Origin of the sequence: Fastidiosibacter lacustris (assembly GCF_003428155.1) — a bacterium.
In the GTDB taxonomy this organism is placed as follows: domain Bacteria; phylum Pseudomonadota; class Gammaproteobacteria; order Francisellales; family Francisellaceae; genus Caedibacter; species Caedibacter lacustris.
On sequence record NZ_QLIR01000030.1, the window covers coordinates 1 to 13,302 of the forward strand.

A 13,302-nucleotide genomic window follows, 5' to 3' on the forward strand; every position below is an offset into this window, starting at 1 on the left:
TATCTGGCTACGTGAAAAATTGAATACAATTGCTTTACGCATTCAGAAAGCCAGGGCTATTACTAATAGTTTGTTGACTCAATAGCATTCAGACCATACTATTAACACGACAATTTCCCTTGGTAATGACACTTATACATGTAATTAAAATTACAAACTTGATTAAAATTTCTTATCTTTTGCTAAAGAATAATCTTTGCCACTAAAGTTAGCTGTTCTTTTGTGTCTACATTTAATTTTTTTAAAAGTGCCGCAATCACGTTTTGTACTGTACGATAAGATTTATGTAAATGTAATGCAATTTCTTTAGCTGTACATCCACTTGCAAGAATTTTTAAATACTCCATTTCTTTGACACTCAAATCACTAATGATCAACATCGTTTTATTGTTGACTGGATCCTTTATGACCCTTTTGGGGATATCTTCATGGTGAATTTCAAAGAAACGCTTAATTCTAATCTGCGAGTAAATAAGGGATATAGCAGAATCAATTACAGAATATAGTTTAAAAAGGTGGTTAGTTTGCTTTATTTGATTAAAATATTCTCGGTCAATGTTAAAAGCAAAATAATGTTTTTTGCCAAGTACAACTTTTGCTGAAACAAGTGATATTTTATTATTAATAGTATTTGAATATTCTTTTATAAACTTAAATTTGAAGTCATTGAAATAATCAATTACTTGTAAATTAGGGCTTACGGAAAAGTTAAGGACTTTATCTGCTTGCCACACTTTCGAATAATAGTATGATAAAAGCTCACTAGGCGGAGTAGTTGTTATAATTCCAAATATAAAATCCGTATTAAACACAGAATGAGAAAATGATTCTATTTTATATAACCTTAATAAACTTTGAATAAAATCCAATTTTGATTTTTGATTAGTTGAATCTTCCAATATCCATTGAATATCAGAAAGTCCTAGTTGTGAGCTTTTTGGAAGCTTCTTAAGCATATTATTCATAACTGCTCCATAAATCTCAATTATATGTTGATTGCTTATTATAAACCAAAACATCTACCCACTTTGAGTTGAATATTTTCACTTAAACGATGTAAACTTTTCATAGAGTTTTAACCTTACCTTTAAATTTGATCATGAAATATGCATAACATCATTTCAACCTATAATGAGTCCTGTGACACTCTAATTTCCAAATCGCCATCTTCTGTAGTGTAATCATACTCTTCTCTTCTGGTTTCATCATTCATTCCTAGATTATAAATTAAACCCATTTTATAATTTACGAACAAATTTACACAGTTATTCAAACGTTTTCCTTATCCTTAAAAACCAAAATTATTAGTGTTTATCCATTTACTTTGAATTAATGTCCACCAATCAACAGCCAAGCCAGATAAAATGTATTTATAGGGCAACCATCCATAACCATGCTCTCCCCATCCTTGTCCCCATGAATTCTGAATCAAGATAGCACCTTTAGTCACTTCATTATTAGCTGTGTTCACAACCTTCATATCATCATCATAACCTATTGCTACTACAGCATGACCACCAACAACTCTTTCATTTATATCTGGATAAGGGATAAAACCGCTATCAGATGCTTGTTTTATACTATCATATACAGTAAAACCAAACATAGATGGATAAGACCCATAAAGATAAGTCTTGATTCTTAATAAGAGTTTATTTTTATCTAGATTTTCAGCATCAAGCCTAAAATATTCTATTGCCTTATAGTTACTAGCATAAGCATACAAAAATGGTTCTGGATCTTTATTCCAGTCAGGATTAATTTGTCCATCAACATAATAAGGTAAAAATTTTTCTGGTGGGATGCCAAACATTCTCATCGCTCCCATTGTAGTCCGAATATAACTACCAACGTCATCATTAAACCCTATCAACTTACGTGAAATTTTATATAAAAACAATCTAGAAGCTTCAATGTAAGTTGAGAAGGATTTGTTTTCAAAAAACTCTAATAAAGCCACCCCTGCATGTGAAGTGCAGGATCCTAGATGCCCTTGATTTTTTACATCACTACAATATCTGCGTAAATCAATCGTGGTTGGTAACGTTATATCATCTTTGGATTCTAAACCCATTTTTAATAAAACATCACATATCTTTTGACCATTTAAGAGTTTATAAGAACACTCTGGTGTAAAGTCCCGATGATCAGGATAGTCTCGAAGCCAACCATATCTATGTTTTGGTAGCATACGATACTCCTTAATATTTTAGGTTTCGTAAACTAATTTTTTACCGCAACCATAATAATACTCCAGCAATATTAAAACAGCAACGTTCAAAAAAACCAGCGCGACTCAAACTGATACTACTCAACGTAAATTTGACATAAAAGGCATCAAAATTAATAGTATTTTCAAGTGGTTTAAGGCTTTTGTGCGATTCTGATAAACTGAGTTTCGTCAATAATGAATATATTAAGGAACGATAAATAACCTTTCATAACCAGATAAGTTGACCACCACCATAAATTAATGATAAATAATTCGCAAGTAGTATAGTAAAGCTAAATAAAAATATATTTTTGTCTACTTCATCTTCATCTTGCAATATTTAAAATTCCAATCTACGCTTATTATCGAATTCCCCCACATTTTTTAACACAATAAACTTTTAGGAGGCTAAAATGTCTAAAAATAAAACTCTGATTGCAATGACAGCTGCTGGATTATTGATAAGCTCACTTTCCTTAGCTGCTGAAAATAATTTCTTGCTTAGCTGTAATGGTAAAACAATAAGCTTAAATCAGACACAAGCTGAAGTCATAAAAAGTTGTGGTGAGCCTAGTATCACAAGGAACTATAAAAAATCTAAGAGTACTATACTGGCTTATAAATTTGTTGACCCCAATGATAGCTTAATTGTCACTAAAGCGAAGTTCCGCTTTGTAAATGAAAAATTAAAAGATATTTCTTATGATTCCGAAAATGAAAAATTTGATGATTAATTATTAGTTTTTATTAGCTCAGTGAATTTACGTATTTTACAATATACCATATGGCTCAAGGAGAACAATTATGAAGTGTAAAAGCTGTAAACAACCTGCTTCCACCATCGGCTGCCTTATTATTGGAGTTGTATTAGTAGTCCTTAGTATCATCTTGATTTTAGGTGCTTTTACTTGGTACACTACTGAGACAAGTTTATATGATCTTAGTGATTCTGTTATCACTGGTATGTTAGGGTGTGCGAGCTTAATCATAGGGACAATTTTCATTGTTGTTGGGATTGTACTAGCAAAAATTGAAAAGCGTTCATCATAAAATACTTACTCGACATACAGCTGAAAACTCACAATATTGACAACTTTTAACCGAAGGAGTGATTATACTTTTACCTTGTAGAAACTGCTGTATCTGTAATTCTAATTGTTTTCGCCAATAGCGTTTCAGTGCATTAAAGTTTTGTGGAGCATCAACTGATGCTGATTTTTTTGCACCAAAAATCTCAGGCTCACCCTCTTTAATCCAATTCTCAATACTTGAAATACTTTGTAAGCTAATATTGGCACCATTTACCGTTGCAACGGCAACTGCGTCACTATCTTCGTAAACAGCATAAAGTGGTAGTTGAGGCTCCATAATAGGGGAGCTTAATAGTCCACTAATGCTATAATTTTTTGAGATTTTATAATCAATTACCACAGTATAGCCATTACTTAGTTGATCAATTCGATCAACACGCAATTGCAAATTCACTCCCCCAATTTCAAGCATAAGTGATTTCTCTAATCCAATTACATGAAAAGGTTCTTGACGCATCCTTTCATACTTTAACCACTTCGTAATCAAATCCACTAAACGACTTTCTTCTGCTTTTTTAATCACATCTGGCAATTGTGCAAGTAGTAAGATGTTTACTTGTAATGCCGCATCAATATATCGAGAAATTAAGATTTTCAATTCATCATCTGTTAGCTTTTGTAAGCTTTGTGAGCCCTTAAGTTCTCGCCATATATGCTCTAACACATGATGAATTACAATCCCTTTGCGAAGTGCTGATAAAATGGGTTTATGTGGCTTATCTGCTGTTAGCTTCAACCTATGCACTAAGGCTGCACGATAAGGACACTCAGCAAGGTTCTTAAATATCTGTGTTCCTCCAGTAATGCTTTGAAGCGCATTTTTATCTACGACTGGTAAACTATCGTCCATAAACGAGATAAAATCAACTTTTGGTTTTAATACTTCTACTCTTGGCTCATTATGGATTTCGACTGATCCCAATTGACTTATTAAAGCAGATATAGATTGTTGATTTTCTCCCTCAAATTCTGCATAGCTTATACATACTTCATCAGCTTGCCGAATTAGGCGCTTTGTAATGGTCTTTGCATATATAAATTCTCGCTCTACACTTGAATGTGGCATAGCATACTCCTTTTGAAGTAAGAATGGTAAATATGGATTCATACCTCTTAAGCTTGGCCAGTTATTATCACTCATACGAACAATAAACAAATAATCAAAAGCAATTTCAGTAGCTTCTAGCACCCCTAGGATTTGAATATTTTTTTCATGAATAGTTTGGGTTTGAAAAACCGTCATAGCCGCTAAATGACTAAGTTCAACTAGCCACTGTGAAATCATAAGCTTAATACCTAAACGCTCAAATTGAAGAAGCTTATTTAATAACAAATAAAACTTTGATAGCGCTTGGTATTCTAAACTACTCAATGTACATTCATCTAAATAATTTAAAGCTTCGATCATCTGTTTTATCCAATGAACAAACATATCAACAGACACCTTTTGGGTGGTAGGTATAAGTGTTGTAACCGCTTTTAAGCAATCTTGTAATAGAGGGTCGAATTGCTCATAAAAAAAAGCATATTGTGTCAATATGCGTAGTGATACAAAACGTGGAAGATCTGTTTTAAGTTTTAAGATCAGTTTTTGGCGCGATATAGCATATGCTTTATAGCCTTTTACATAACTTGAGCCTAACATAAGCGCAATGTCACTAAAACAATTAACTTTATCAAACTTAAGCCATAAGAACAGCTGTTGAATAATCGGTAAATTCAATAACGGTTCACCACCTGAAATGCTATAAGGTCGATACGCATTATCCAATAACGGAAGATGATATATAGCTGGATCTAATAAAACTGCATCAAACGTTTCACGCAAATCATAAAATCGGCTTTGTAAGTCAGGAACAATCACACCAATTTTTGCATTTGGCTTCAATTGATGAATACGAAAAACCTCTTGTGCAACTGCATTTATCTCTGTTTTATGATCGACATATTGCCTGATTTTTAGACGCCCCTCTTTTTGTGCTACACTCCAACTACTCACTTTGACATTAATATTACGATAGGCTGTCAGCCACGCTTCTATCAAAGGCGGTTTACTATCAAATCCAATTAAAATAATCTGTTTAAGCCTCTGTCTATAGCTAAGCTCTTGTAAAAGTTGAGCTTGTAGCAACTGACCGATGCACTGACTCTTATCAATATAGCCTTTATCGTGTAATAAAGCCTGATAGGAAAGCCCCCAATCTAAAAAATGCTCTACATTCACGTTAGCTTTATGGGTTTCTAGTGTCTTGATATCAATCTGCCAGTTTTGTAGTAACTGCCATGCTGCAAACAGTTCTTTAGCTTGTTTGATGCTTGGCATAAAGACACGCTCATCTTGCTGCAAAATAGAGAAAAACAAAAACTGTGCTTCATCATCAGAAATAACATATGCCAAATCCGTGTTTAGCATCTGAGCAAACGTATACGATTTCTTTATAAAAAGATCCAAATTATAAAAATATTCATTAAACAACACACAACGACTATTTTGCACACAATACTGCAAATACAGTTGATTCAAATATTTAGCTAAGCGATTATTTACAGTAATAACAATTGTGCTTTCATCAAGCAACTTAAATAACTCAACATAAGGCGTATACAATAGAGTATTAGACATTTTTTAAGATAACCACATCACAAGGTGCGTTATTTGCAATCTTGCTGGCAACAGAACCCATGCGCCCTAAAATGCCATGATGGTGTCCATTTAAGATCAATAAATCTATTTTATTCTTCTGAGCATATTCAATAATACCATCTGCAACGGAATCCGCCTCAATCAGTTTGCAATCTACATATGTTTGTTTCTCGACCTTTTTTGTCACTTCTTGAAATTTCTTTGCTAAACGCTCTTTTATCAGCTGATTAGGCGTTTTTTCCGATACCCCTGCACCATATCCATAATCAAAAATGGTTTTATGTACTGTCACCACATGCAGCTTGGCTGATTTTTGTTTAGCGTAATCAGTCAAATGTGTGAGTGTTTTTTCTACATCATCATTGACATTAATAGCATAAATAATATTTTTATATTCAAACATAAACCAACTTCCTTATATATTTTTGAATTTGCTTATTAAGTGTATACAAGCTACTGGCTAAACTCAAAGGATTTGTATTTTAAGCTCCACCTTGCAAGTGATCAAAAGTAATGTGTTTAAGATTTTTTTAGACTGGTTTTATGTCTCAAATTGTGGTCCAGAATATAAGAAGTATTATACTAGCAAATCTTTAAGTTCTTTCAATTTTTTAATTGCTGTTACTTTTATTTCAACTTCTTTTTTAGGAGCATTACTCATCGGCACAATCGCATGCTTAAAGCCATGTTTCTGTGCTTCATGTAAACGCTCTTGACCATACGGAACTGGACGAATCTCACCAGACAATCCCACCTCACCTAAAATAATCCAATCCTTTGCAATCGGTTTGCTATATAAGCTTGATAAAATTACTGCAATAATCGCCAAATCAATACTTGTTTCATTAACTTTAATACCTCCTACCACATTGATAAAAACATCAAAGTCAGCAAGTTGCACAGCTAAGTGTCTTTGTAAGACCGCTAACAACATAGCTAAGCGATTGGGGTCTAAGCCTACCGCTAAACGTCGAGGTTGACCGTAACCGTTTTCATTTACCAAAGCTTGAACTTCGGCAAGTATTGGGCGTGTACCTTCCCATATACTAATAATAACACTCCCTGATATATCGTCATCGGCTCGATTTAAGAAAATAGCAGATGGATTTTTTACTTCGCGCATACCCTTATCAGTCATTGCAAACACACCTAGCTCGTTTACCGCACCAAATCTATTTTTCATAGCTCGCACCATGCGATAACGACCATCTGCTTGTCCTTCAATGAAAATAACAGCATCAACAATATGCTCTAAGACCCGAGGACCTGCAACTTCACCAGATTTGGTGACATGCCCTACCAAAAACACGGCTGTATTAGTACGCTTTGCAGTTTGAGTTAATAGGCTTGCCGACTCTCTTACTTGAGCAACACCACCTGGTGCCGACTGCAATGATTCAATTTGCATCGTTTGGATAGAATCAATAACCACAAGTTGAGGACGATTTTGTTCGATATACTGACAGATCAGTTCAACGTTAGTTTGACTCATCATCAATAATTTATCACTTGGGAGCTGCATGCGCTTGGCACGCAAAGCCACCTGCTCTAACGACTCTTCTCCTGTCACATAAAGTGCGTTGTATTGAAGGGATAACACCGTCATAATTTGTAATAAAATGGATGATTTCCCGATACCTGGATCACCTCCAATTAAGGTGACCGAACCTGGGACAATTCCACCACCCATCACACGGTCAAACTCACTAAAAGGAGAACCAATGCGAGGATATTCAGCAAGTGAGACTTCACTGAGTTTTTGTACTCTTGTTTGTACGCCTGCGTAACCTACTTTACTTGTTATTGATGTTGATTGAATTAAGGTTTCAACTAAAGTGTTCCATTCAAAACAATCTGGGCATTGCCCTTGCCATTTCGTCGAAAATGCACCACATGCTTGACAAATATAGCTTGTTTTTACTTTTGCCATTTACTTAAATTACCTTATTTATCGTGTTTAATTAAGCCAACTAAATAATTTTCCAGCACTTGATTGAGCTCAAAGCCCTCATCAGCTAACAGTTGAATGCCAAAGCTTTTTTTATTTTGTAACTCATCAACGCTCACCCACACAATTTTTCCCTTACAAGCAAACTCTTGCTGTAATTCAGAAATTTTGACCACAAGATTCACTTCTTCTCCAAACAAAATTTGTAGTTCACTATTCGTTAAAAGTGCCCCTTGCTTAATAAAAGGCAAATATTTTTCTAACGCATCTTGTTTTGAATCTAAAGTAATGTGTATGGTTGTCATCATCAAATTTCCATATTGATTTTGAGTTGTTTCTTTTTATTATGCTTTTTACGCCAATGCACAAAAAAGCTTATGCCAAAAATGATAATAAATAAAAGAACCATCGATATAATCCAATGCTCTTTAACCAAGTCTAGCAATGATAATTTATGCAGAATAACCTGAAGTGCACTGCCAAAATAATATCCACCCAACAAGAAAACAAACACCCATATAACGCCACCAATAAAATCAAAAATTAAGAATTTAAAATTTGTAATTGTACTCATTCCAAGCGCAAATGGAATAATTGTACGTAACCCATAAGCGAAGCGAAAACCCAAGATCAACCAAAAGTTATACTTGTCGATCAGCATACTAATCCGATTAACCTTAGGCTGCCAATTTGGTTTACGACTTAAGATCTTAGGACCAATAAATCGTCCTAAACAAAATAAGAAGGAGTCGTGAAGCAAACAACCAATAATTGATAATACAATAATCCAGCCTAAATCCAGCATATCTGCGGCAGCCGCAACACCACCTAAGATCAAAAATGTTTCACCTTCAATAATAGCAGCACCAAACATAAGCCAATAACCCCATTGTTGAATCAATGCAATATGTTCTGGTGTCATCGTTACCTCTTTACTTGTTATCTATTTTCAGTTTAATCATCAACGCTCTAAGAAGCCTTGTCGCTTATTGCAACGGTTATATATCCTCTTAAAATTCCATTGCTTATTTAAAATGCAAAGCATTTTATTACAAATTTTGTGCTTTATGCTGTAAATATTGATCTACTAAAACCAATGCCAACATTGCCTCAGCAATCACAACGCCTCTAATTCCAACACATGGATCATGACGCCCTTTTGTCACAACTTGACAGTCATTGCCATAAATATCGACTGAACGCCCTGGTATCAAAATACTTGAAGTCGGTTTAAAAGCAATACTGACTAAAATATCTTGCCCTGATGAAATTCCACCCAAAATACCACCAGCATGATTGCTTAAAAAGCCTAGCTGTTTAGTATATTCATCACGATGCTCACTCCCCTTTTGCTTAACAACGTCAAAACCATCGCCAATAGCAACTGCCTTTACCGCGTTAATACTCATTAATGCTTTAGCAATTTCGGCATCTAAACGACTAAATACAGGCTCACCGAAACCAATAGGCACATTTTTAGCTACGATATTGACTTTGGCTCCTATTGAGTTTCCTTGCTTGCGTATACTGTGGATTAATTCCTCAAGCGCTGGAATTTTCTGTGGATCTGCACAAAAAAATGGATTTTGTTCAATAAAATCAGGTGTTTTAAGATCAAGCTCAATATCACCAATTTGAGAAACATAGCCAAAAATTTCAATATTAAATTGTTGTTTCAATATTTTTTTAGCAATCGCACCTGCTGCAACACGCATCGCTGTCTCACGTGCAGAAGACCTCCCCCCACCGCGATAATCACGAATACCATATTTATGAAAATAGGTAAAATCAGCATGTCCTGGTCGAAACTGGTCTTTAATCTCACCATAGTCTTTAGACTTTTGATCGACATTTTCAATTAGTAATCCAATCGGCGTGCCCGTTGTTTTACCTTCAAACACTCCAGATAAAATCCTCACCTGATCAGGTTCTGTGCGTTGAGTTGTAAATTTTGATTGTCCTGGTTTTCTACGATCTAAATCTTTTTGTAAATCGACTTCACATAGTTCAATACTCGAAGGACAGCCATCAATAATTGCACCTAAAGCCAATCCATGACTTTCTCCAAAAGTAGTGACACGAAACAATTCTCCAATTGTATTACCTGGCATGATTATTCAACCCTGCTTCAAACGCTTTTTTATAGGTAATGAGCTCTTGATAAGTAAGTAAAAATACACCTTCTCCACCGTCTTCAAAGTTAAGCCAGGTAAAAGGCACCTCAGAAAACGCTTCACATAAAGCACATTGACTATTACCCACTTCAACGATTAAAATTCCATCTTCAGTAAGATAATCAGAAGCTTCAATTAAAATTCTGCGCGTAATATCCAAACCATCCTCTCCTGAACCTAGTGCCAGTATTGGTTCTTTTAAGTATTCTTCAGGCATAGAAGATAAATCCTCATGATCAACATAAGGTGGATTCGATACAATTAAATCAAATTTTTGTCCTTGCACGGAATTGAATAAATCTGAATAGACAGTCTTAACACGATTTTCTAAATTATGAAGCTTGATATTTTTTTCAGCCACAGCAAGAGCATCTTCAGAAATATCGACTAAAGTCACTTGTGCTTGATCAAACACATGCGCACAACTTATACCAATGCAACCACTACCTGTACACAAATCAAGTATTCTTAATACTTTATTATGATTGACCCATGGTTCAAACTCATTGCGAATAAGTTCACCTATTGGTGAACGCGGTACAATTACGCGCTGATCGACATAAAACTTCATACCAGCAAACCAAGCTGTTTTAGTTAAATATGGCAAGGGTATACGATCTACTACTCGCCGATATACCCATTTGATCACTTTTTGACGCTCAACGTGTGTCAAGCGTGCATCTAAAATTCTGTCATCTATGTCAAGCGGCAAATAAAGTGCTTGTAATACCAAATGAACTGCTTCATCCCAAGCTGAATCGGTGCCATGCCCATAGAATAACTCAGCTTCTAAAAAACGACTTGATGCCCAGCGTAGATAATCGCGTATAGTTTCTAAATCTGAAGCTAAAGCATCAACGTTGACATCTGTACCAAATACATCACTCATTTTATCCTCTCTTCCACAACGTACCTGTGCCAGTATCTTCTAGTACAATACCAGATTGAGCCAGTGTATTTCTTATATTATCCGCACTTGCGTAATCTTTTTTTTGCTTAGCTTCAATACGCTGTTGTATCATTGCTTCAATTTCACTATCCGGCAATACATTCTCACCACTATGCTTAAAATATGCTTCTGCAGGATAATGCAAAATCCCAAGTACATTTGCTAATTGCAATAATAAGTGTGCATATTGTGTCGCTCTTTCTATGTTGCTAGCACGATATTTATTGATCTCTTTTGCTAAAGAAAACAAAACAGGCAAAGCTTCAGGTGTATTAAAATCATTGTCCATTGCTACTTTAAATGCAGCAATATATTCATCTTTATTATCAGGCAGACCATCTATTTGCATTATTTCAATACCACGCAACGCGGAATATAAACGCTCAACAGCTGCTTTTGCTTGATCAAGATTTTCTTTTGAATAATTAATTTCACTGCGATATTGACCAGAAATTAGAAAGAAACGCACAACCTCTGGATGATATTCGTTAAGCACCTCCTTGATCGTAAAGAAATTATTCAATGACTTGGACATTTTCTCAGCATCAACTTGCACCATTCCTGAATGCAACCAGTAATTGGCAAAAGTACAGTCATTTGCAGCTTCTGATTGGGCAATTTCATTTTCGTGATGTGGGAAACGTAAATCTGAACCACCCGCGTGAATATCAAAGTTATTCCCAAGCAGTTTTTTTGACATCGCGGAACATTCAATATGCCAACCCGGACGCCCTTTTCCCCACGGGGAATCCCAACTTGGTTCATTGGTTTTAGAGGCTTTCCACAACACAAAATCAAGTGGATTTTCTTTTTGCTCATTGCTTGCAACACGCGCACCAATACGTAAGCTTTCTAAACTTTGCTTACTAAGCTTGCCGTAACCTTTAAAACTTTCAACACGATAATAAACATCACCATTGCTAGAAACATAGGCATAACCTTTTTCAAGCAACGTTTTGATCATTTGGCACATTTCAGCAATTGTTTGAGTAGCACGTGGCTCAAAGTCAGGACGCAAAATATTTAAACGATCTAAATCCTCATACATACTTGCAATCGTTCGCTCAACAAGCATATTGGTTGATTCATGGTTGTCATTAGCACGCTTAATAATCTTATCATCTATGTCGGTAATATTACGAACGTAAGTCACCTCATATCTACAATAGCGAAAATAGCGCAAAATCACATCAAATGCAATTTGAGTCCGTGCATGACCAATGTGACAATCATCATAAACCGTCATACCACAAACGTACATTTTAAGTTTTCGTGGTGTAATTGGCTGAAAAAGCTCCTTTTTTCCAGATAAGGAATTATATACATAAATACTCATACAAAACGACTTGTTCACTTCTCATTTAAAAATATCTTGTTATGTTACCATCGCCTAAGCAGGGTTTAAATCATTTTCTTATGTTTTGCCACATGCTGTAAAACCTATCCGATAATTTGTTAAAAAAGCAGGACTTTCTAACCGTTTATTTGGCTAAACTCGATTTTTTCAATTTTTTTTCTATACTCCAGATAACAACTGTTTCACGTCAAAGGAGTGGCAAATGCCTTTTTATTACAATGCAGCTGACTCAAGAAATAGTGCCCGCGACTTTATTCTCATTACCATTTATACCGATAAATATAAGATTAAAGGTGAGATTTCTGTGCGTACAGGCGTGCGTTTGACTGATCACATCAACACAGAAACAACTGGTAAATTCATTGCTCTGCGCAATGCTAAAATTTATATACACGCTAATGACGAACTTATTCGTGAATGTGACTTTATGAACGTGAACTTAGACAATATTTTATTTCTACATCCTGATCACGGCGCATAAAAAAACAAGCGCTTGCACTTAAGAGTTTAAGTAATAAAGCAATGACCTTATGCCAATTATAGAACTGTACAGCAGGATTGATGAAATGTGAAATGCCAGAAGCTAGGCAAGTAGATATAAGATCACCTTGCATACGATCAAAACAGGTAAAGTCTAAATGGCAATGGCTATCTGTAAGCATGTTATTTTTCTGACTAAAGTGGAATAATCAAAAATTGTAACAATAATATTTATTTCCTTTTATTAAGAATCTGTTAATATCAAAATGTATTTGAAAGTAGATAAATGTTTATATTATAATGCCGCCCGTACAACCTGTACAAAATTATAGGACATATAAGGGAATTAATAAGGCATATTAAGTATGAGAGGAAAATATTGTATGAAACACACTCAGGCAAAAACATTTAAATATAGCGCACTAGGTCTTGCATTATTACTGACTG

General features: G+C 35.0%; 13 protein-coding genes. 3 read left to right on the top strand and 10 right to left on the bottom strand.

Annotated elements, in window-relative coordinates; all coding sequences use genetic code 11:
• Positions 1-182: 182 nt before the first annotated feature.
• Both DNJ77_RS10050 and DNJ77_RS09485 read right to left on the bottom strand, forming a co-directional pair.
• A complete protein-coding gene (locus DNJ77_RS10050) occupies positions 183-965 on the bottom strand; it encodes a helix-turn-helix domain-containing protein (protein ID WP_204723395.1) in 783 nt (260 codons plus the stop codon).
• 323 nt (positions 966-1,288) lie between these two features.
• Positions 1,289-2,191, bottom strand: a complete 903-nt coding sequence (locus tag DNJ77_RS09485) for a C1 family peptidase (RefSeq protein WP_116964827.1) — start codon at positions 2,189-2,191, stop codon at positions 1,289-1,291.
• Between the two features lie 434 nt (positions 2,192-2,625).
• On the opposite strand from DNJ77_RS09485, the gene DNJ77_RS09490 reads away from it, so the two are divergent.
• Together DNJ77_RS09490 and DNJ77_RS09495 are read left to right on the top strand one after the other, a co-directional pair.
• Positions 2,626-2,946, top strand: coding sequence for a DUF2845 domain-containing protein (locus DNJ77_RS09490; RefSeq protein ID WP_116964828.1), 321 nt, complete (start codon positions 2,626-2,628; stop codon positions 2,944-2,946).
• Between the two features lie 70 nt (positions 2,947-3,016).
• Positions 3,017-3,262 carry a hypothetical protein gene (locus DNJ77_RS09495; RefSeq protein ID WP_116964829.1) on the top strand — a complete coding sequence of 82 codons (246 nt, stop codon included), beginning with the start codon at positions 3,017-3,019 and terminating at the stop codon, positions 3,260-3,262.
• Here the strand turns inward: DNJ77_RS09495 and DNJ77_RS09500 are convergent.
• The 8 genes from DNJ77_RS09500 to cysS all read right to left on the bottom strand — a co-directional run bounded on the left by DNJ77_RS09500 (position 3,257) and on the right by cysS (position 12,348).
• Positions 3,257-5,926, bottom strand: coding sequence for a PD-(D/E)XK nuclease family protein (locus DNJ77_RS09500; protein WP_116964830.1), 2,670 nt, complete (start codon positions 5,924-5,926; stop codon positions 3,257-3,259). The genes DNJ77_RS09495 and DNJ77_RS09500 overlap by 6 nt on opposite strands.
• Positions 5,919-6,350, bottom strand: coding sequence for a universal stress protein (locus tag DNJ77_RS09505; RefSeq protein ID WP_116964831.1), 432 nt, complete (start codon positions 6,348-6,350; stop codon positions 5,919-5,921). The genes DNJ77_RS09500 and DNJ77_RS09505 overlap by 8 nt, the downstream gene beginning before the upstream one ends.
• Before the next feature lie 174 nt (positions 6,351-6,524).
• Entirely contained in the window at positions 6,525-7,877 is a 1,353-nt protein-coding gene (gene radA / locus DNJ77_RS09510; RefSeq protein WP_116964832.1) for a DNA repair protein RadA, read from the bottom strand.
• A 14-nt stretch (positions 7,878-7,891) separates the two neighbouring features.
• The gene (locus tag DNJ77_RS09515) at positions 7,892-8,203 is read right to left on the bottom strand and encodes a PilZ domain-containing protein (protein WP_116964833.1); all 312 of its coding nucleotides are present in this window, start codon (positions 8,201-8,203) and stop codon (positions 7,892-7,894) included.
• Positions 8,203-8,817, bottom strand: coding sequence for a DedA family protein (locus tag DNJ77_RS09520; protein WP_116964834.1), 615 nt, complete (start codon positions 8,815-8,817; stop codon positions 8,203-8,205). Before DNJ77_RS09520 ends, DNJ77_RS09515 begins: the two co-directional genes overlap by 1 nt.
• 127 nt (positions 8,818-8,944) lie before the next feature.
• Positions 8,945-10,006: a chorismate synthase gene (aroC, locus tag DNJ77_RS09525; RefSeq protein WP_116964835.1), complete on the bottom strand. Its 1,062-nt coding sequence runs from the start codon at positions 10,004-10,006 to the stop codon at positions 8,945-8,947.
• A complete protein-coding gene (prmB, locus tag DNJ77_RS09530) occupies positions 9,996-10,958 on the bottom strand; it encodes a 50S ribosomal protein L3 N(5)-glutamine methyltransferase (RefSeq protein ID WP_116964836.1) in 963 nt (320 codons plus the stop codon). Before prmB ends, aroC begins: the two co-directional genes overlap by 11 nt.
• 1 nt (position 10,959) lies before the next feature.
• Positions 10,960-12,348, bottom strand: coding sequence for a cysteine--tRNA ligase (gene cysS / locus DNJ77_RS09535; protein ID WP_420810640.1), 1,389 nt, complete (start codon positions 12,346-12,348; stop codon positions 10,960-10,962).
• A gap of 229 nt (positions 12,349-12,577) precedes the next feature.
• On the opposite strand from cysS, the gene DNJ77_RS09540 reads away from it, so the two are divergent.
• Positions 12,578-12,856, top strand: coding sequence for a DUF6812 domain-containing protein (locus tag DNJ77_RS09540; protein WP_116964838.1), 279 nt, complete (start codon positions 12,578-12,580; stop codon positions 12,854-12,856).
• Positions 12,857-13,302: the final 446 nt, after the last annotated feature.